An 18,853-nucleotide genomic window follows, 5' to 3' on the forward strand; every position below is an offset into this window, starting at 1 on the left:
TATGGCAATGACTTTGCAGGCAATACAAGAAGGTGTGCTTGACAGTGGGCGCTATGCAATATCAGATAATTCCGGCACGACTTAAACGCGCGAGATTAACCCCTTTCAGTGCTGCTATTTGATTGACCAACTTATTCACTTCAAAAGCCTGACCTTTGAGGATAATGGTTTCCAGGCACCTATGATGGTCTACGTGGACATGGGTACTGCAGAGCACGTGTACTAAATGATTGTGCTGGATTTCAATCAGCTTTTCTGACAAACCTCTCTGATGATGATCGAAAACCAAGGTCAGTACACCTACAACATCCTCTTTGCTGTTGTTCCATTGCTTATCAACTATCCTGTCGCGAAACAGATCGCGAATATATTCTGAACGGGATTGATAGCCTCGCTCGCGGCTATCATTTTCTATCTCTTCAAACAGTGATTGGGGTAGGGATACGGTAAAACGTTGAGTCTCATCTGTCATGACTGTTTCTTCAGAAAAACACTATTGGTTAGTAGAGCTTACACAAGCTTTGCCACAAAATGTCCTTTTCCATTTTCAATGGGTGTGATCTACCGCAAACTTTTTATCTTTGTCTGTTTTTTGTGCTGTCACACTGAGAGGAATCGGGGTAGTGTTACTAAAAATAAATAAGTAACATCGGCGGGTAGCGTTAGGTTCCAGTCGAACATAACACTGAAAATGCTTTGTGGGCGTTTAATAAACAAGCCTAGTTAAGCAATTACGCGAGCTTTATCATTTCCTGCTGTATCCATTGGCCGGATCTGTAGCTTATATAAATAATTCCGGTTCGGCTCAAATAATCTGGTTATGCACTGAACTTGAATTGCGATCTTCTCCTTGGCAAACCAACATACAAGCTAATATCACTTTGCCACGGAACCGCCATCATATCCGTCAACGAGTCTAAAATTTTAGCCAGGTTCGGGAGTTTCAGGTGTTGTTTTCATCTGCTTATATCAATTCCAAGAGCAAACCCATTTGCCGCTCCAATCTGCAAAGGTTAGAGAAACTTGCACAGTCAAAACATGTATTCAGGTCGACAACATCAACTATGGGACTGGTGCTGTTTACTCTGTTGACGGCAGCTTTGCCTTTCCAATTGATAGCGAAAGCTATCCCGGAGCCTTTGGTCATGGTGCTGGGCGCGGAGCCCGATGGTGGCTTTGACCCCATCCTAGGTTGGGGGCGCTACAATAATCCGCTCATTCAATCTGCCCTGTTGCGCCGCTCTGGTGGCGGTGAGTTTATCGGTGATATCGCCAGCGATTGGACCTTGAGCCCCGACAGGCTCAAGTGGACAGTAACCTTGAGGCCCAATCTGGTCTTCAGCGATGGCAGTTCGCTTAACTCAGAAGATGTCGCCTTTACTTTTGAGCAGGCCAGCAAAGCGGCCGGTATGCAGGACTTGTCCAATTTGGTCAAGGTGGAACAAAAGTCTGAACTGCAAGTCGAATTCACCCTTAAGCAGGCAGATATTGGCTTTATCGATACCTTGGCTGAGCTCGCGATAGTGCCGAGCGACAGTTACGGCCCGGATTATGGTCAGCATCCCATAGGCTCGGGGCCTTATAAAATGCGCCGCTGGGATAAGGGGCAGCAGCTGATCCTGGAAGCCAACCCCAAATATCAGAGTGCCGATCCCGACCATCCGCTGCTGAAAAAACCCTATTTCGACAAATTGGTCATCGTCTTTGCCGACGAAGACAGTCGTTTTGCCATGCTCAGGACCGGGCAATTGCAGCTCTCGGCGCTGGCGCCCAGATATGCCGATGCTTTGATGGCGCAGGGCAATTATCGCCTGTGGTCACAAACCAGTGTCGATAACCGCGGCATTGCCTGGCCGATGCGAGCGGAAGATAACCCGGTCACCAGTGAACTGGCGGTGCGCCAAGCCTTCGATATGGTCATCGACCGCCAGCAACTGGTTGATAATCTGCTGGGGGGCTACGCAAGAGCGGCCTGGTCAATTGCTGATGACTTGCCATGGGGCGGCGCGGCTCCAGGTTGGGCTGATTGGCAGATGAAGCAGCGTTTACTGAAAGCGTCAGAACTCTTGGCCAACGCCGGTTGGTTGCTTGGCGCGGACGGCATTCGCGAAAAGGATGGGCAACGGCTGACATTCCCGCTCTACTATCTGGCCGGTGACAGCATACGTGAGCAGTTGGCGCTGGCCAGTGCCCAGATGGCCAGAATGGCCGGATTCCAGCTGGAGCCCAAGGCGGACAGCTGGGAAAATATCTATCGGGTGATGCATCAGGCGCCGGTGCTCTTTGGTTTTGGCAGCCTTTCGGCCAATGAAATGGCGCTTATCTACGACAGTCGCAATGCCGGCAAAGGTTATTTCAACTCCGGCTACTATCAAAACCCGCTGGTCGATAAGGCGCTGGAAAAGGCTCGCGAGGCCGACTCTGTCGAAACTGCGATTGCATTCTGGCAACAGGCACAGCAACAGATAAGTCGGGACGTGCCCTGGAGCTGGCTGGTGAATCTGCAGCATCTCTATGCCGCCAACCCTTGTCTCGATTTGGGGCAACCCTTGGTGGAACCTCACGGTCATGGCTGGCCGATCACCAATAATATCAACCAGTGGCGCTGGCAATGTCCATGAAACCAATGTTGTCTGCCAACAAGCCGATAGCACCTCAAAACTGGTCTTCAGTCTGCTGGCAGGGGGCTTTTTTGCGGTCTCTGCGGCTGGCGCTGCTATTGCTGTTTGCTTGTTTGCTGGCCTTTGTGCTCTTGTCCTTGTCGCCGCTCGATCCCTTAATTCACTACCTGGGCGGTAATCTGCTGGCGGTATCCGATGCCCAGCGCACCCAGATGATCCGCGAGCTGGGGTTGGACACAGGACTTTGGCAGCAGATCAGCAGTTACTTTTCCGCGCTACTGAGTGGCGATCTGGGCCAGAGCCTGGTGTTTCGCCAGAGCGTTTCCGAAGTGATTGCCGAGCGCTTGCCGCTATCCTTGCTGTTGATGGCGCTCTCCTGGGGGTTGGCTCTGCTGCTTGGTTATGGCCTGGGGCTACTGTGTGCCATCACCGAAGGGAGTTTCTGCGATCGCTGGCTGCGACGCTTTGCCTGGCTGCTTTCGAGCATTCCGTCATTTTGGTTGGCGATGATCATGATAAGCCTGTTCTCTGTCACTCTGGCCTGGACGCCCGTGTGCTGCGCTGCGCCGCTGGGGCTGAGTTTTACCGAGCAGAGCCTTGGCAGCATGTTGTTACATCTCGCTTTGCCGTTGACTGTCCTGACGCTGAGCCAACTCTCACCCTTGGTGCTGCACACCCGGGAAAAGGTGCTGGATCTCTACCACAGCGAATATGTGGGATATGCCCAAAGTCACGGTAAAGGTCGTCTGGCGGTATTCAAGAAGCATATCTTTGCCAATAGTCTAAAGCCCGCGATAGTGCTGCACTTTGCTTCTTTTGCCGAGCTGTTTGGCGGCTCTATTCTCGCCGAAACCGTGTTCAACTTCCCCGGACTCGGTAGTGCCTTGGTCAAGGCAGGACTCGGCAACGATGCGCCCTTGCTGATGGGGATCACCCTGTTTTCTGCGCTGTTTGTGTTTTGCGGTAACCTGGCCGCCGAGCTTATCAGCGCCAGATTGCAGCGCGGCAGGCTCAGTGGACTTTCGGCTCATGCCTCTGGAGTACAGGCATGATGGGCGGTTTAAGACTCTATTTGAAAAGCCTTCAGGCCAAGGATGGCAGTCACGCCACCATCTGGTTTTGGCCGATGTGCGGACTTCTGTTGCTGACGGCACTATGCCTGCTATTTGGCAACCATGCCAGTGAGCTTAACCTGCTGGCCAAGAGTCAGGGGCCATCCTGGACTCATCTCATGGGGACGGATTGGCTTGGGCGCGATATGGCCGAGCGTAGCGGCGCGGCTATGCTCAAAAGTCTGTGGATAGGCGCACTGGCGGTACTGCTCAGCAGCTCGCTGGCACTGCTGCTGGCCTTGCTGGCGCAAACCGGCTCCAAGTGGCGTCAAGCTGTATTGCTTTGCTGCGATCTCTGTATGTCACTGCCACATCTGTTGCTGCTGATCTTGCTGGCGTTGGCCTTCGGCGGACAGGAATATGGGGTGATTGCGGCCCTGGCTTTGAGTCATTGGCCGAGACTGACCCGTTTACTCTTACTGGAAATGGATGAAATCCTGGCTCAGCCTTATGTCAGTTTGGCTCTGGGGTTTGGCGGCTCCAGATTCAGCACCCGCATGCGCCATTTATGGCCTCACATCATGCCACAGTGGCTGATTGGCGGGCTCAACTTGTTTCCGCATGCCTTGCTTCATGTCGCGGCGCTGAGCTTTCTTGGTTTTGGTCTCGACAGCAATGCGCCCTCCATGGGCGAACTGCTGGCTGAGGCCAATCGCTATCTCTTGCTTGGCCAATGGTGGCTGGCGCTGTTTCCCGGGATCTTGCTGCTGAGCTTTGTTTTGCTGCTGTCTAAGCTTGCCGAAAATCTGATCCAGTTTGCCAGAGATGGTATGGCTGCGCCTAAGTTACCGGGCACCAATGCCTTGAGATCTAAAGGTGATTTACTTTCCTCAAGCGATGTTAAACCCGTCGTCGCCATTCATACCCAAGTGACAGATTTAACGCTCAAGGATAGCAGTGGCAGAACTTTGCTGGATGGGCTCAATATTGAGGTGGTTCCAGGACAGGTTACCGCAGTGCTCGGTGAGAGCGGCGCCGGTAAGAGCTTGCTGGCGCTGGCTATCATGGGCAGTTTGCCAAAGGGCATAGCCATGCAATGCGCTGGTTTGATGCGGCCACAAAAGACGGCGCTCTGCGCTCAGAGTACCCAGGTGCTGGACGCCAACATTAAGATAAGCGAATTGCTCGACTGGTACTGTGATGATGCCATGCTCCCTTACCGGCAGGCTCTGTATGACGAGCTGGGTATTACAGCGGAGATCCTGGCGGCTTATCCCCCCATGCTCTCCGGCGGTATGGCCCGGCGGGTATTATTGGCCCAGGCCCTATTGCAAGCGCCGGATCTATTGCTGGCCGATGAGCCTTGTTGCGGTCTGGATGAGCTTGCTGCCACTGAGCTTTACGCCTTACTCAGCGACTTTGCCAGCGGCGCCTTGCAGCTACGATTGGGATTAGACGCCAGCCCCAAGGCGGTACTGGTTATCAGTCATAACCTCAGGGCCGTGCTGGCCTTGGATGCCGAGTTGTATCTGCTGCGCCGCGGCCGGCTCGCCGAGGTGACGGATAGCGCCAGTCTGCGGGCGAGTATTGCCGGGCATAAGCCGGGAGATGAATGTGAGAGTGACGGCTGCTATAGTGACGGTTGCTATAGTCACACCTTGCTGGCGGCATTGCCGGAAAACTGGCCGGCAGGCAGCTGTCGCTTGGCTGATGCTGAACCAAAGAGCGAGCTCAAGAGTCAACTTAATAGCCGACTCGATAACCAGTCTGCTAGTCCATTCGCTGGCCAACCCGCTAGTCAACCTGCTAGTCAACAAAAGCCCCATGGTGACAGCCTGGAGAGTTTCAACAACTCGCCTTGTCGGAGGCGCGCATGAGTCTAAGTTCTTTGCAAACAAAACCGGCTCAATCCGGCTCTGCTTTGGAGCTTGAAAGCGCGCTTTTGCCTTCTGCATCATTATCGCCGCTGCTCTCGCTTAGTGGCGGTTTGGCTTATCGGGGCCACAAGGTGATTGAGCTGCCTGATATAGCCATTAATCACGCCGAAATTCTCGGGATCTGGGGTGACAGTGGCTGCGGCAAGTCCACCATGGCGGCGATACTCACAGGCTTGATGCCGCTTGCGGCGGGAAAGCTTGAGTGCAGTCAGGCGCTCAGGCAGTTTCGCGGCCGACCTTCACCCATTCAGTGGGTTATTCAGCAGCCGGAGCAGGCGTTCAACCCAAGGTTGACCCTGGCGCAATCCTTGAATGAGAGTTGGCAGGGGCGTGATTATGCTCATCTCTTGCCCATGCTCGGCGTGGCCGAGTCCGAACTCAGGCGCTGGCTGGCATCACGCCCCGGCGGCCTTTCCGGCGGTGAGCTGCAAAGGCTCAATATTCTAAGGGCTGTGGCGCCGGAAACCCGGCTGCTTATCTGTGATGAAATCACGGCCCAGCTGGATATGGTGAGTCAGCAAAGGCTTTGGCAACAACTGCTGCAGATTGCCGGTGATAAACAGTTGACCCTGCTGGTGATCTCCCACGACAAACCTTTGCTTGGCGCGGTTTGCGACAGAGTGCAGCCCTTTAAGCCGGTGTGAAAATCCACAGTCAAACTTGATATTCAACCAATAAAAAACGCGCCCGAAAGCGCGTTTTTGGGATAAGAACTCGTTAGAAGTTGGCACTTCTTGGGGCGCGAGGGAAGGGGATCACATCGCGGATGTTGGACACACCGGTAACGTAAGACACCAGACGCTCGAAGCCCAGACCGAAACCTGAGTGAGGCACAGTGCCGTAACGGCGCAGATCTCTATACCACCAGTAATCTTCCTTGTTGAGATTCATCTCGGCCAGGCGCATATCCAGTACGTCCAAACGCTCTTCACGCTGTGAACCACCGATAATCTCACCAATGCCGGGGGCCAATACGTCCATCGCCGCCACTGTCTTGCCATCTTCGTTGAGACGCATGTAGAAGGCCTTGATATCTTTTGGATAGTTCTTCACGACCACAGGAGCCTTGAAGTGCACTTCTGCCAGATAACGCTCATGCTCGGATTGCAGATCTATGCCCCATTCGACATCGTACTCAAACTGCTTACCGCAGTTTTTGAGGATTTCAACGGCATCAGTGTAATCCACCTGGGCAAAGTCACTGCTGACAAAGTTCTCCAGACGCTCAATCACGCCTTTATCGACGCGCTGGGCAAAGAACTGCAGGTCGTCCATCCGCTCTTCCAGCACCGCCTTGAAGGCGTACTTGAGCATGGCTTCTGCCAGACCGGCAATGTCGTTCAGATCGGCAAAAGCCACTTCCGGCTCAACCATCCAGAACTCGGCCAAGTGGCGGCTGGTGTTGGAGTTTTCGGCGCGGAAAGTTGGGCCAAAGGTGTAAATCTTCGACAGGGCACAGGCGTAGGTTTCACCGTTGAGCTGACCCGATACGGTCAAAAATGCCTCTTTACCGAAGAAGTCTTCTTCGTAATTTACCTTGCCATCGGCGGTGCGTGGCAGGTTTTCCATGTCCAGCGTCGACACCCGGAACATTTCACCGGCGCCTTCACAGTCCGAGGCGGTGATCAGCGGGGTAGAGACCCAGATGAAGCCGTTTTCGTGATAGAAGCGGTGAATCGCCTGTGACAGGCAGTTACGGACCCGGGCCACTGCGCCGATGATGTTGGTACGTGGACGCAGGTGCGCCAGTTCCCTCAGGTGTTCAACCGAGTGACGCTTGGCCGCCATAGGATAGGTATCAGGATCTTCCACCCAACCTGTGACTTCAACTTGGGTGACTTGCAGTTCAAAGTCCTGGCCTGAGCCAGGGCTTTCAACCACTTCACCTGTGACAATCACGGAGCAGCCGGCAGTGAGCTTCAGCACTTCGTCATTGTAATTGGGTAAGCTATTTGGCACCACGCCCTGGATAGGATCGAAACAGGAACCATCATAGACGGCAAGAAACGAGATGCCGGCCTTGGAATCACGACGGGTTCTTACCCAGCCACGTACAGTGACCTGTGAACCGACCGCATGCTCGCCTTTAAATACAGATGCGACAGATGCAATGCTCATTATTGCTTAGTTCTCCAATGAAACGTTTTATGCTTCAATTCGGCCCCGAAAATAGTTCGAGAGCAGAAATCAGGCAAATCCCTGACTATATTGATGACACAGGAAAAAATTTGGAGGTTAATATTACCTTGCTGGTGGCTTTTCTCAAGCTGAAAAAGGTATTCTGGGGACAATATCCCCCTTCAGACGGAAGGAGTTTGGATGAAAAAGGTCAAAATCTTTCAATATCTGTTGGCGAGCCTGTCGATTATTGGTTGGTCACTGGCGATTTATGCCCTGCTGATATTTGATAAGGCGCGGCCGGACAGGGCCGTAGGCTATTTCTTCAGCAAGGGGGCGCCGGTGCGTTTGTACTGGGACCCTCAGCAAACCATGTTGCTGGAATATATCATCTGGGCTTGCGCCGCCATAAGTTTCATTAGTCTTGCCTTCAACTGGTATGTGGCTCATCACAGCCGTTTGGGTTACTGGTTCAATATTCCGCTGCTGTTGCTTTCATCCACTGCCGCCGGCTTGTATCTGCGTTTCTTTATCTAACTGCCTTTATGCTGTGCTGTTAGCGCAGTTGCCGACAGAGCATATCGATAATCGCCGCGGTGGCGCCCCAGATAAAGTGTCTGCGATAAGGAATAAAGGTGACAGGGTAGAAATGGCCGCGGCGCTCGAACATCGCCGTGTGACGATTTTCCTCTTCGAGTAAAAACGCCAGCGGCACCCGAAACAGCTCCTGCACTTCGGCCGGGTCAATTTGTGCCTCAAAGGGCGATTTTACCCAGCCAAGTACAGGGGTGATCTCAAAGCCGGTAAAGGTGGGATGATTGGGAAGTTGGCCTATGATTTCGACATTGTCCGGCGCCAAACCTATCTCTTCTTCGGCCTCTCTGAGGGCTGTCATGATAAGGTTCTGATCTTCGGCTTCCGGTTTGCCGCCGGGAAAGCTCACCTGGCCGGGATGAGCCTTAAGATGCTTCGGCCTCTGGGTCAGGATAAGCTCCGGTCCCTGCACACCCGGCTCCAGTGCGATAAGTACTGCGGCGGCCCTGAGTTTGGCCGGGGTCAAAGGACTCGAATGGTATCGACTCAGGGCTCTGAGTTGAAAACGGGTCAACAGCTCGTCTTTATCCATAGTGTCCTTGAAGTCGATTGAAGTAATCAATAACCAAAGCCATTACTGTCCCGTCTTCGCAAAAACTCTCAATCAGCATAAATAGCAAGCTTCAGGCTAAGGCTTGTCTGGTTCCGGGGTCAATAGCGGCAGTATTCGACTCACTTTATCATAGGTTTCCTGGTATTCGGCATCCACGTCTGAGTCGGCCACTATACCGCCACCGGCCCAGCAATAGAGCTGCCCGGAATCGGCAACCAGGGTACGAATGGTGATACTGCTGTCCATTTTGCCATCCTGGCTCAGATATCCGATGGAACCGCAGTAGAGTGAGCGGCGACTGGGTTCGAGCTCTTCGATAATTTCCATGGCGCGGATCTTGGGCGCGCCTGTGATAGAGCCGCCGGGGAAGGCGGCCCGCAGTACGTCTGTGGCCTGATAACCCGCTGCCAGTTCGGCGGTCACTGTGCTGACCAGATGGTGCACCGCCGGAAAGCTTTCTATGGCAAACAGATGCGGTACGGCCACACTGCCTGGGCTGGCGACCTTGCCAATATCGTTGCGTAGCAAGTCCACTATCATCAGGTTTTCGGCTCGGTCTTTTTCCGACCCAGCCAGCTGTTTAGCAAGCTCCCTGTCTTGCTGTTCATCGGCACTTCGAGGCAGGGTGCCCTTGATGGGCTTGGTTTCAATATGGCGATTGGAATCCAGGGCAATAAAACGCTCGGGTGAGATGGACAGGATGCAGTTGTGCTCCAGGCGGATAAAGGCAGAAAAGGGCGCGCCGTTGGCTTGTCTGAGCTTACGATAGGCTTGCCACTCATCACCTTGATAGTCGGCCTGGAATCTTTGGGTCAGATTGATCTGATAACAATCGCCGCTGTGAAGATATTGCTGCACTTTGGCAAACTTGTCGCCATATTGCTCGCGGCTGAGCTGCGAGCGCCACTCACCGCTGAGTCGGAACGCTTTTTGGTCAAGGTGCTTATTGGGGCTGTTTGTGACTTTGGACGTCAGCCGCGACAGGGTTTCAGTTAGCGCCTTTTCGCCGCGATAGTGCACCAATTGCCAACACCTTAATTCCTTATCGCGAATAAGAGCCCAGTCATAAAGACCGACATTCATTTCCGGCAGAGCGATATCGGCTGCGGCCAGTTTGGGCAGTTTTTCCAGTCTGCGGCCAAGATCGTAGCTGAAGGCGCCCACCGCACCGCCACTGAAAGGCAGATTGACTGGCATGGCATTGGGAAAATACTGTTGCAGCAGTTGTTGCAGCAAGGCAAAAGGATCGTCATTTGAGCGCCGCAGGCCGCTCGCCTCAGTGATTTGGGTAGTGTCACCTGTGGTGACTAGAGTGGCAATCGGCTCGGCAACTATGATGTCGTATCTGGCGTCACTGTGCTTGGCATCGGCCGAATCCAGCAGCATGGCCCAAGGCTCATCGCTGAAGTGGGAAAACAGCTCTAAGGTTGATAATTGCCAGTCAAGAAGGCGAATGGCGGGAGGGCAAATAGCCTGCTGGTACATCGAACGACCCTATCTGAAAATGTGATGTAGCCCAAAAAGGAACGAAAGAGTATCATAACGGCCACAAAAAACTAATAAAACCACCCCTGGCCCTTGGTGAAAACGCGTTGTATCACGGCTTTGCTGTCGTTTTGAGCATTTTTGTGTCGCAAAACCGGCAAGAGGAGCCTGAAATTCAAGGCTTTGGCTTGAATCTCTGTTGAGCGTTGATCCTGAGCTGAAGGGGCGGATCCTTAGGCTAATGGAGCGCCAAACATGTCTGTAATCAAGCAAGCTGACTTTATCGACAGCATCACTGATGCCCTGCAATATATCTCCTATTACCATCCCAAAGATTTTATCGACGCCATGGCCGCCGCCTATGAGCGTGAGCAGAGTCAGGCCGCCAAGGATGCAATTGCCCAGATTTTGATCAACTCGCGCATGTCCGCTGAAGGACACAGACCCTTGTGTCAGGATACCGGCATTGTGACTTGTTATGTCTATCTGGGAATGGGCGTGCAGTGGGACAAGACAGATATGACAGTGCAGCAGATGGTGGATGAAGGCGTGCGCCGCGCTTATACCAATCCAGATAACCCGCTGCGGGCCTCAATAGTGGCCGATCCGGCCGGCAGCCGTAAGAATACCCGCGATAACACACCTTCTGTGGTGCATATTCAGATGGTTCCCGGCGATCATATCGAAGTGGCCATTGCCGCCAAGGGTGGCGGCAGTGAAAACAAGGCCAAGATGGTGATGCTCAATCCATCTGACGATATCGCCGCTTGGGTTGAAAAAACACTGCCAACCATGGGCGCCGGCTGGTGTCCTCCGGGTATGCTGGGAATAGGTATTGGCGGCACCGCCGAGAAAGCCGCCGTGCTTGCCAAGGAAGCCTTGATGGAGAGCGTCGATATTCATGAACTGATGGAACGCGGCGCCGAAACCACGGAAGAGAAGCTGCGTTTGGATATCTTCGAGCGCGCCAACAACTTAGGCATTGGTGCCCAGGGCCTGGGCGGTTTGACTACTGTACTGGACGTTAAAATCAAGACAGCGCCCACCCACGCCGCCTCCAAGCCTGTGGTGATGATCCCCAACTGCGCCGCTACCCGTCATGTGCATTTCCATCTTGATGGCAGCGGCCCAGCCGAGCTGACTCCGCCAAGCCTTGATGACTGGCCGGAAATCACCTGGGAAGTGGGTGAGAGCGTGCGTAGGGTCAATCTCGATACCGTTACCCAGGAAGAGATTGAAAGCTGGAACAGCGGCGATACTCTGCTGCTCTCGGGTAAGATGCTCACCGGCCGTGACGCGGCTCACAAACGGATCCAGAGCCTGATCGAAAGCGGTGAAGGCTTGCCTGAAGGAGTTGATTTCACTGGTAAATTCATCTATTACGTAGGTCCAGTCGACCCGGTAGGTGATGAAGTGGTTGGCCCGGCCGGCCCGACAACCGCTACCCGTATGGATAAGTTCACCGATCTTATGCTGGATAAGACAGGGTTGATGGGCATGATAGGCAAGGCCGAACGTGGTCCGGCCACAGTTGAATCTATCCGCAAGCACAAGGCGGTATATCTGATGGCCGTCGGCGGCGCCGCTTATCTGGTGTCCAAGGCGATTAAGCAATCCCGCGTGGTGGCGTTTGAAGATCTCGGGATGGAAGCCATCTATGAGTTTGACGTTAAGGATATGCCTGTTACTGTAGCGGTTGACTCCAACGGGGTGAATGCCCATGAAACCGGCCCGGCAATCTGGAAGGTGAATATCCAGAACGCCAAGGCTTAAGCTGAACCTTGAGGGGCCAATTGGCCCCTTTTGCATTGCAATCAACAACCAATAAGAAGATTTATAATGAAAACCAACCCACTATTGATGGCGCTGCTCGCCGCAGGTCTGGCTTTGCCGGCGCTGGCTGCCGATAAAGCCCCTTTTACTGTCCAGGATCTGGTCAAGCTCAACAAACTCCATTCTGCCGCTGTATCCAATGACGGCACCAAGCTTATCTACGGCCTGAAGAAGGTTACCGACGATGGCAGCAGCTCAGATCTCTATCTTTTGGATCTCAGCGACAAGAACGCGGCGCCCAAGCAGCTGACTTCTGCACCGGGTACAGAGCACGATGTGGCCTTCAGCCACGATGACAAGCAAGTCTATTTTATTGCCGCCCGTGATGGCAGCAGCCAACTGTATCGCTTGCCACTGGATGGTGGCGAAGCCCAGGCCGTATCTGATTTGCCTTTGGGTATCGACGGCTACAAATTATCGGCCGATGGCAAGCAGGTGGTGATGAGCATTCGTGTTTTTCCCGAGTGCGACACCCTGGAATGTTCAAAAGCCAAGTTTGATAAAGAAGCCGAGCGCAAGAGTACAGGTCGTGAATACGATCAGTTGATGGTGCGTCACTGGGACACCTGGTCTGACCATGCCCGTAATCACCTGTTTGTGGCGCAGCTTGAAAACGGCAAGCTGGGTAAGCCGGTCGATGTGACCAAGGGCCTGGATACCGAAACCCCACCCAAGCCATTTTCCGGCATGGAAGAGGTGACATTCAGCCCGGATGGCAAACACATAGTCTACAGTGCCAAGGCTCCGAGCAAAGATCAGGCCTGGATCACCAACTACGACCTCTGGCAGGTGCCGGTCACAGGTGGCAAGGCCAAGAATCTCACCGAAGATAACCAGGCCTGGGATGCTCAGCCGGTGTTTTCCGCCGATGGTCGCTATCTGGCCTATCTGGCGATGAAAAAGCCCGGATTCGAGGCCGACAGATACCGCATCATGCTCAAAGACACAGTCACGGGTCAGAGCAAGGAAGTGGCGCCCATGTGGGACAGAAGTCCGGCCTCGCTGAGCTTTGGTAAAGATAACAACACCCTGTATGTGACGGCTCAGGATCTGGGCCAGGTGTCTGTATTTGCCATCAACACCCAGTTTGGTGATGTGCGCGCCATCTACAACGATGGCAGTAACAGCCTGGTGGGTCTGGCGGGCGATCGTTTGATCATCAATCATAAGTCTTTGGTGGAACCGGGCGATCTCTACTCCATCAACATGGAAGGGCAAAACCTGACCCGTTTGACTGAAGTCAACAAGGCCAAGCTGGACAAGGTCAAGTTCGGTGAGTTCGAGCAGTTCAGCTTCAAGGGCTGGAACAACGAAGAGGTTTATGGTTACTGGCTCAAGCCGGCCAACTTCAAGAAAGGCAAGCAGTATCCGGTGGCCTTCCTGGTACACGGCGGCCCACAAGGTTCATTCGGCAACAGTTTCAGCTTCCGCTGGAATCCTCAGCTGTGGGCCGGTGCCGGATATGCAGTGGTGATGGTGGATTTCCACGGCTCTACCGGCTATGGTCAGGCCTTTACCGATTCCATCAGCCTGGACTGGGGCGGTAAGCCTTTGGAAGATTTGCAAAAAGGTCTGGCTGCGGTTGCTAAACAGCAGAAGTGGATCGATGCTGATAACGCCTGTGCCCTCGGTGGCTCCTACGGCGGTTACATGATGAACTGGATCCAGGGCAACTGGAACGACGGTTTCAAGTGCCTGGTTAACCACGCCGGCTTGTTTGATATGCGCTCCATGTACCATGTGACCGAGGAACTCTGGTTCCCTGAGCATGAGTTTGGCGGCAGCTACGAGCAGGCCAAGGATCTTTATGAGAAGTTCAATCCGGCTAACTATGTGGAAAACTGGAAGACTCCTATGCTGGTCATCCACGGTGAGAAAGACTTCCGGGTACCTTACGGTCAGGGTTTGGCGGCGTTCAGCTATATGCAGCGCAACAATATCCCTTCGGAGTTGCTGATCTATCCGGATGAAAACCACTGGATCCTCAACCCCAATAACCTTGAGCAGTGGTACGCCAAGGTATTGGGCTGGATGGACCGCTGGACCAAATAAAATAGGGAAAAGCCGAACCATAAAGAGTTAAATCCGACGACTTCAGGTTGTCGGATTTTTTGTGTCTATAAGTAAAAATTTGATATCAGCGACGGTTAATAGCCGTTTTTAATAGGATGTTTTGCTAACAGAGAAAACGCTATCTATACGACAAGCATAAAGGCGTCATTTTCTTGGGAATGAGATCTACTGTTAACTTCCGAATAAGGGGCCAATCATCTGATTGTTTTACCTATTTTAATGCTGTGTAGACTAATTTTTACGCCTGGGTTAATAATGTCCCCATTTATTCTTTAAGTTTTGATGCTAGTTATCTTGAATGAAGACCAACTATTGAAGTGAAGAATGGGAAGGGCAATAAAAATGCCGCTCACAATTGCGAACGGCATTTTATTTTTCCGCTGAATACTATCGACAGTCTTTATGCGGCTTGTTCTTCGCGGTTTTCCGGCTCCAGGCTCTGGGCCTTGAGTTCGGCGGGGTCAAAGTCATCCACGTTGATGGATTTCATTCGGCCGATTTCAGCGCGCTCCAGCAGGGCCACTTCAGCATCGCTCAGAACACCCAGCGCCTTGCCTTCGGCGGCCACTTTATCCAGCCACATGAAGGGCAGACGTTTGCCGGCAGCCTTACAGACTTTGTCATACAAGGGCTCTGCCGCCAGTATGTCTTTGAAGGTCTGCTCCTGAATACCTACGGCATTATTGTCGCAGGCTTCCCAGAATTGTCCCTTGCCCAGACGGTCACGGCTGGCGCAAGGGGTCTGCATTATCTTGGCTACCTTGTGGTCCAACACATCACTTGGGCGCTTCAGTGGTCGACCGAAGGGGAACAACACCAGGCGCAGCAAGCCGCCGAGGCCAGCAGGGAAGTTATCCAGCAGATCATCCAGAGAAGACTGCAACTTATAGAGCGCGTCTTCAACCGCCCACTGTACCAGTGGCAGATCTTCACTCTGACGGCCTTCATCCTGATAACGCTTGAGGGTTGCCGATGCCAGATACAGCTGGCTGAGCAAGTCACCCAGGCGGGCAGAGATCCGCTCTTTCCGTTTGAGGTTACCCCCCAAGGTCGCCATCGCCAGATCCGACAGCAAGGCCAGGTTGGCACTGAAGCGGTTCATATGCTGGTAGTAACGCTTGGTCTTGTCGGCAAAAGGCGCATTGGAGAAGCGACTGCCGGTGAGGCCCATCCACAGGCTGCGGATAAAATTACTTGTGGTAAAGCCGATATGACCAAACAGCGCCGCATCAAAGTTATTCAGGCCGCGGTTTACGTCGCTATCAAAGGCCGATTCCATCTCTGCCAGCACATACGGATGGCAGCGAATGGCGCCTTGACCATAGATAATCATGGAGCGGGTCAGAATGTTGGCCCCTTCAACCGTGATGGCGATAGGTGCCGCTTGATATCCGCGTCCCAGATAGTTGTTGGGGCCAAGACATACCCCTTTACCACCGTGAATATCCATGGCGTCGATAACGCATTTCTGCATTCTGTCGGTCAGGTGATATTTGACTATCGCCGAGATGACGGAAGGCTTTTCACCCAGATCAATACCTGTGGTGGTCAAGGAGGTTACAGCATCCATCAGATAGGCATTACCACCGATGCGCGCCATTGGCTCTTCAATGCCTTCCAGCTTACCGATAGGCAGCTTAAATTGACGACGAATGCGGGCATAGGCACCGGTTGCCAAAGCCGCGGTTTTAACGCCACCGGCTGAGTTGGAGGGCAGGGTGATGCCGCGGCCAACCGACAGGCATTCCACCAGCATGCGCCAGCCTTGTCCCGCCATTTTCGGGCCACCTATGATAAAGCTCAGAGGAACAAACACCTCTTTGCCTCGGGTAGGACCATTTTGGAACATACAGTTGAGCGGGAAGTGGCGACGGCCGGTTTCCACACCTTCAACATCGGTCGGGATCAAGGCGCAGGTAATGCCCAGCTCTTCCTTATCGCCCAGCAGATGCTCGGGATCTTTAAGCTTGAATGCCAACCCCAAAACTGTGGCAACAGGTGCCAGGGTGATATAGCGCTTGTTCCAGGTCAGTTTCATCCCCAGAACTTCTTCACCTTGCCATTGGCCTTTGCAGACCACACCGAAATCCGGAATGGCGCCGGCATCTGAACCGGCCTCAGGACTGGTCAGGGCAAAGCAGGGAACTTCCAAACCTTTGGCCAGGCGGGGCAGGTAGTGATCCTGCTGCTCCGGGGTACCATAGTGCTGCAGCAGCTCGCCCGGGCCCAGTGAGTTGGGCACACCTACGGTCGAGGCCAGTTCACTGCTGACACCGGCCAGCTTTTGCAGTACCCGGGATTGGGCGTAGGCAGAGAATTCCAGACCACCGTACTTCTTCTTGATGATCATCGCAAAGAAGCCTTTGTCTTTGAGGAACTGCCATACTTCGGCAGGCAAGTCCGCCAATTGATGGGAAACCATATGCTGGTTAACCATGCGGCAGACTTCCTCCACAGGTCCTTCCAGGAAGGCGTGTTCTTCGGCGCTCAGACGGGCAACCGGATAGTTGTGCAGCTTCTTCCAGTTGGGATTACCGGCGAAGAGATCGGCTTCCCACCAGGTAGTACCGGCTTCAATCGCCTCTTTTTCGGTAGAAGACATCTCCGGCATGATGCCGCGATAGAGTTTAAGTAATGGCCGGGTTATCACACTCTGCCTGAAGGCACTCAGGTTCAGCGGCAGGGCAATAACCAGGAAAATTATCCAGCTAATCAGTCCAGTTACATCCAGCAGGCTGCCTGCTGCCATGACCACTGCGGCGGCTATGGTTGCGGTCAGCAGGGATACTCTGAGGTACGCTGCTGCTCCTAAAACCAAGAGCAATGCCAGGATCCATAGTAGGGTAGTCACTGTTTGTTCTCCTTAATAAAACGACCACTTTATTCAGTGTAGAACGCCTCGCTTGAGGGCGATCAAGATCACAATTATAGTATGTGGTCAGACCTGTGTCGCAATAAAATTAAACCTAAGCGAAATCGAATACAAGCATTTTTCAAACAATTGTTTAAATTTTTTATTGCAAGCAATAATTCCCCTGCCGACACGGCTTGGCTACAATGCCGCAGATAATGAAATAACAGATTCAGTGACAGGAAAAACAAGATGTGTGAGCTGCTGGCGATGAGTGCCAATGTGCCAACGGATATTGTCTTCAGCTTTACCGGGCTGGCGGAGCGAGGCGGGGTGACCGGCCCCCATGTGGATGGTTGGGGGATCACCTTTTATGAAGGTAAGGGCAGCCGCACCTTCAAGGATGCCAGCCCCAGCAGCCAGTCCCATGTGGCAAGCCTTATCAAGTCATACCCGATCAAGAGTGAAGTGGTGGTCAGCCATATTCGGCAGGCCAATCGCGGTGAAGTCTCGCTGGAAAATACCCACCCCTTTACCCGCGAGCTTTGGGGCCGTTACTGGACCTATGCCCACAACGGCCAGTTGTCTGACTATGAGCAGAAGTTTCAAAGCGGCCGCTTTCAGGCCGTGGGTGACACAGACAGTGAACAGGCCTTTTGCTGGATAATGAGCCGTCTGGTCGAACGTTTCGGCGAATCCGAGCCGGACGATATTTTGCCCGTGTTTGAGTATGTGGCCCAGCTTGCCGAGGAGATCCGCACGCTTGGGGTGTTTAATATGATCCTCAGCGATGGCCGTTATCTGATGAGTTATTGCAGCAATAACCTCTGCTATATCACCCGCCGGGCGCCCTTTGGCCGGGCGCAGCTGATAGACACGGATGTGGTAATTGATTTCGACACCCAGACCACCCCCAAGGATGTGGTCACTGTCATAGCCACCCGGCCGCTGACCGGCAACGAAAACTGGCAGCTGTTGGCGCCGGGGGATTGGAAATTATTCCGTCTTGGCGAGCTGGTTATTGACTTCCGAGCCCAGGCTCAGCTTGGCTAACTTGATATCGAGCTGCTTGCTGCCTGACTCAAAGTGGGTCAGGCGCACCGGCAGCCAGCCGAGATCCGGCGCCATCCAAATAAAGGTCTGCCGCTTGGTGCTGTCGCGGACCACTTCCAGTTTCACCGTGTTATAGACGCCACTTGCCAGTGTCATCCGCTCCTTGCCGACTATCTTGAAACTATAGTCATCTATCTCGTTGTCCTTGACCAGCTCATAGGCCAGTGGCTCCTTGCCGGCGGCGAGATCCAGCCGAAACTGCAGCTGTACCATCAGGGCATCGTAGAGGGCGCCTGAATAGTCCAATTTGCTCTTTTCATCCTTGTAGCGACTGAAAATTTTGCCCTGCTCTTTGGCAAAGGCTATCTGCTCATTGAAGTTGGGGCCTGTACCGGTTCGCTGATGGCTGAAGCGCAGCGGCGTCAGTTGACCATCCTGATAGGTAAATTCACTGCGGATATGGCGTTTATCACTCAGCACCAAGAGGCTGAGATCGCTGTCCAACTTGTATTGATAGAAGTCGCCCTCTGGCGGCAACAGCATAAAACGGGCGCCACCGAGATTGATTTCGCCATAATTGACCTGATATTCGGCGGTATGGGGTGCCAGGGGGCTGGTCTGCGCCCATAACGGCAAGGGCAGTAACAGTATCAAGAGTAGAAGTGAACGGATCAAAGGCAGTC

Annotated in this window: 14 protein-coding genes; 8 read left to right on the plus strand and 6 right to left on the minus strand. The window is 53.4% G+C overall.

Going from position 1 to position 18,853, the window contains the following annotated elements:
• Positions 1-61: 61 nt before the first annotated feature.
• Complete coding sequence (nikR, locus tag CX651_RS12295) at positions 62-472, minus strand: nickel-responsive transcriptional regulator NikR (protein WP_101056289.1); 411 nt, start codon at positions 470-472, stop codon at positions 62-64.
• A gap of 592 nt (positions 473-1,064) precedes the next feature.
• On the opposite strand from nikR, the gene CX651_RS12300 reads away from it, so the two are divergent.
• The 4 genes from CX651_RS12300 to CX651_RS12315 are packed head-to-tail and all read left to right on the plus strand — an operon-like array spanning position 1,065 to position 6,254.
• On the plus strand, positions 1,065-2,621 hold the full coding sequence (locus CX651_RS12300) for an ABC transporter substrate-binding protein (RefSeq protein ID WP_101056290.1): 1,557 nt from the start codon (positions 1,065-1,067) through the stop codon (positions 2,619-2,621).
• Complete coding sequence (locus tag CX651_RS12305; protein WP_226563994.1) at positions 2,612-3,673, plus strand: ABC transporter permease; 1,062 nt, start codon at positions 2,612-2,614, stop codon at positions 3,671-3,673. Before CX651_RS12300 ends, CX651_RS12305 begins: the two co-directional genes overlap by 10 nt.
• Entirely contained in the window at positions 3,670-5,550 is a 1,881-nt protein-coding gene (locus tag CX651_RS12310; RefSeq protein ID WP_101056291.1) for an ABC transporter permease subunit, read from the plus strand. Before CX651_RS12305 ends, CX651_RS12310 begins: the two co-directional genes overlap by 4 nt.
• Entirely contained in the window at positions 5,547-6,254 is a 708-nt protein-coding gene (locus CX651_RS12315) for an ATP-binding cassette domain-containing protein (protein WP_229839793.1), read from the plus strand. The genes CX651_RS12310 and CX651_RS12315 overlap by 4 nt, the downstream gene beginning before the upstream one ends.
• Before the next feature lie 73 nt (positions 6,255-6,327).
• Here the strand turns inward: CX651_RS12315 and asnS are convergent, their stop codons facing one another.
• Positions 6,328-7,728: an asparagine--tRNA ligase gene (gene asnS / locus CX651_RS12320; protein ID WP_039035280.1), complete on the minus strand. Its 1,401-nt coding sequence runs from the start codon at positions 7,726-7,728 to the stop codon at positions 6,328-6,330.
• 201 nt (positions 7,729-7,929) lie between these two features.
• On the opposite strand from asnS, the gene CX651_RS12325 reads away from it, so the two are divergent.
• Positions 7,930-8,265, plus strand: a complete 336-nt coding sequence (locus CX651_RS12325; RefSeq protein ID WP_039035279.1) for a hypothetical protein — start codon at positions 7,930-7,932, stop codon at positions 8,263-8,265.
• Positions 8,266-8,284: 19 nt separating this feature from the next.
• Here CX651_RS12325 and CX651_RS12330 read toward each other — a convergent pair whose 3' ends face one another.
• Both CX651_RS12330 and pabB read right to left on the minus strand, forming a co-directional pair.
• Positions 8,285-8,854 (minus strand): CoA pyrophosphatase, encoded by a 570-nt coding sequence (locus tag CX651_RS12330; RefSeq protein WP_100143750.1) that lies wholly within the window; start codon positions 8,852-8,854, stop codon positions 8,285-8,287.
• 96 nt (positions 8,855-8,950) lie between these two features.
• Positions 8,951-10,360, minus strand: a complete 1,410-nt coding sequence (pabB, locus tag CX651_RS12335) for an aminodeoxychorismate synthase component 1 (protein ID WP_101056292.1) — start codon at positions 10,358-10,360, stop codon at positions 8,951-8,953.
• 255 nt (positions 10,361-10,615) lie between these two features.
• Between pabB and CX651_RS12340 the strand changes: the two genes are divergently transcribed.
• Together CX651_RS12340 and CX651_RS12345 are read left to right on the plus strand one after the other, a co-directional pair.
• Complete coding sequence (locus CX651_RS12340; protein ID WP_039035276.1) at positions 10,616-12,133, plus strand: fumarate hydratase; 1,518 nt, start codon at positions 10,616-10,618, stop codon at positions 12,131-12,133.
• A 66-nt stretch (positions 12,134-12,199) separates the two neighbouring features.
• Positions 12,200-14,245 carry a dipeptidyl-peptidase 5 gene (locus tag CX651_RS12345; protein WP_101056293.1) on the plus strand — a complete coding sequence of 682 codons (2,046 nt, stop codon included), beginning with the start codon at positions 12,200-12,202 and terminating at the stop codon, positions 14,243-14,245.
• A gap of 421 nt (positions 14,246-14,666) precedes the next feature.
• On the opposite strand, the gene fadE is transcribed toward CX651_RS12345, so the two are convergent.
• Positions 14,667-17,117, minus strand: coding sequence for an acyl-CoA dehydrogenase FadE (gene fadE / locus CX651_RS12350; protein ID WP_101056294.1), 2,451 nt, complete (start codon positions 17,115-17,117; stop codon positions 14,667-14,669).
• Between the two features lie 252 nt (positions 17,118-17,369).
• On the opposite strand from fadE, the gene CX651_RS12355 reads away from it, so the two are divergent.
• On the plus strand, positions 17,370-18,170 hold the full coding sequence (locus CX651_RS12355) for a class II glutamine amidotransferase (RefSeq protein WP_025009668.1): 801 nt from the start codon (positions 17,370-17,372) through the stop codon (positions 18,168-18,170).
• On the opposite strand, the gene CX651_RS12360 is transcribed toward CX651_RS12355, so the two are convergent.
• Positions 18,114-18,842 carry a DUF3108 domain-containing protein gene (locus CX651_RS12360; protein ID WP_229839794.1) on the minus strand — a complete coding sequence of 243 codons (729 nt, stop codon included), beginning with the start codon at positions 18,840-18,842 and terminating at the stop codon, positions 18,114-18,116. The two genes, CX651_RS12355 and CX651_RS12360, sit on opposite strands and share 57 nt — an antisense overlap.
• Positions 18,843-18,853 lie beyond the last annotated feature (11 nt).

Origin of the sequence: Shewanella chilikensis (assembly GCF_002836945.1) — a bacterium.
GTDB classification, from domain to species: Bacteria; Pseudomonadota; Gammaproteobacteria; order Enterobacterales; family Shewanellaceae; genus Shewanella; species Shewanella chilikensis.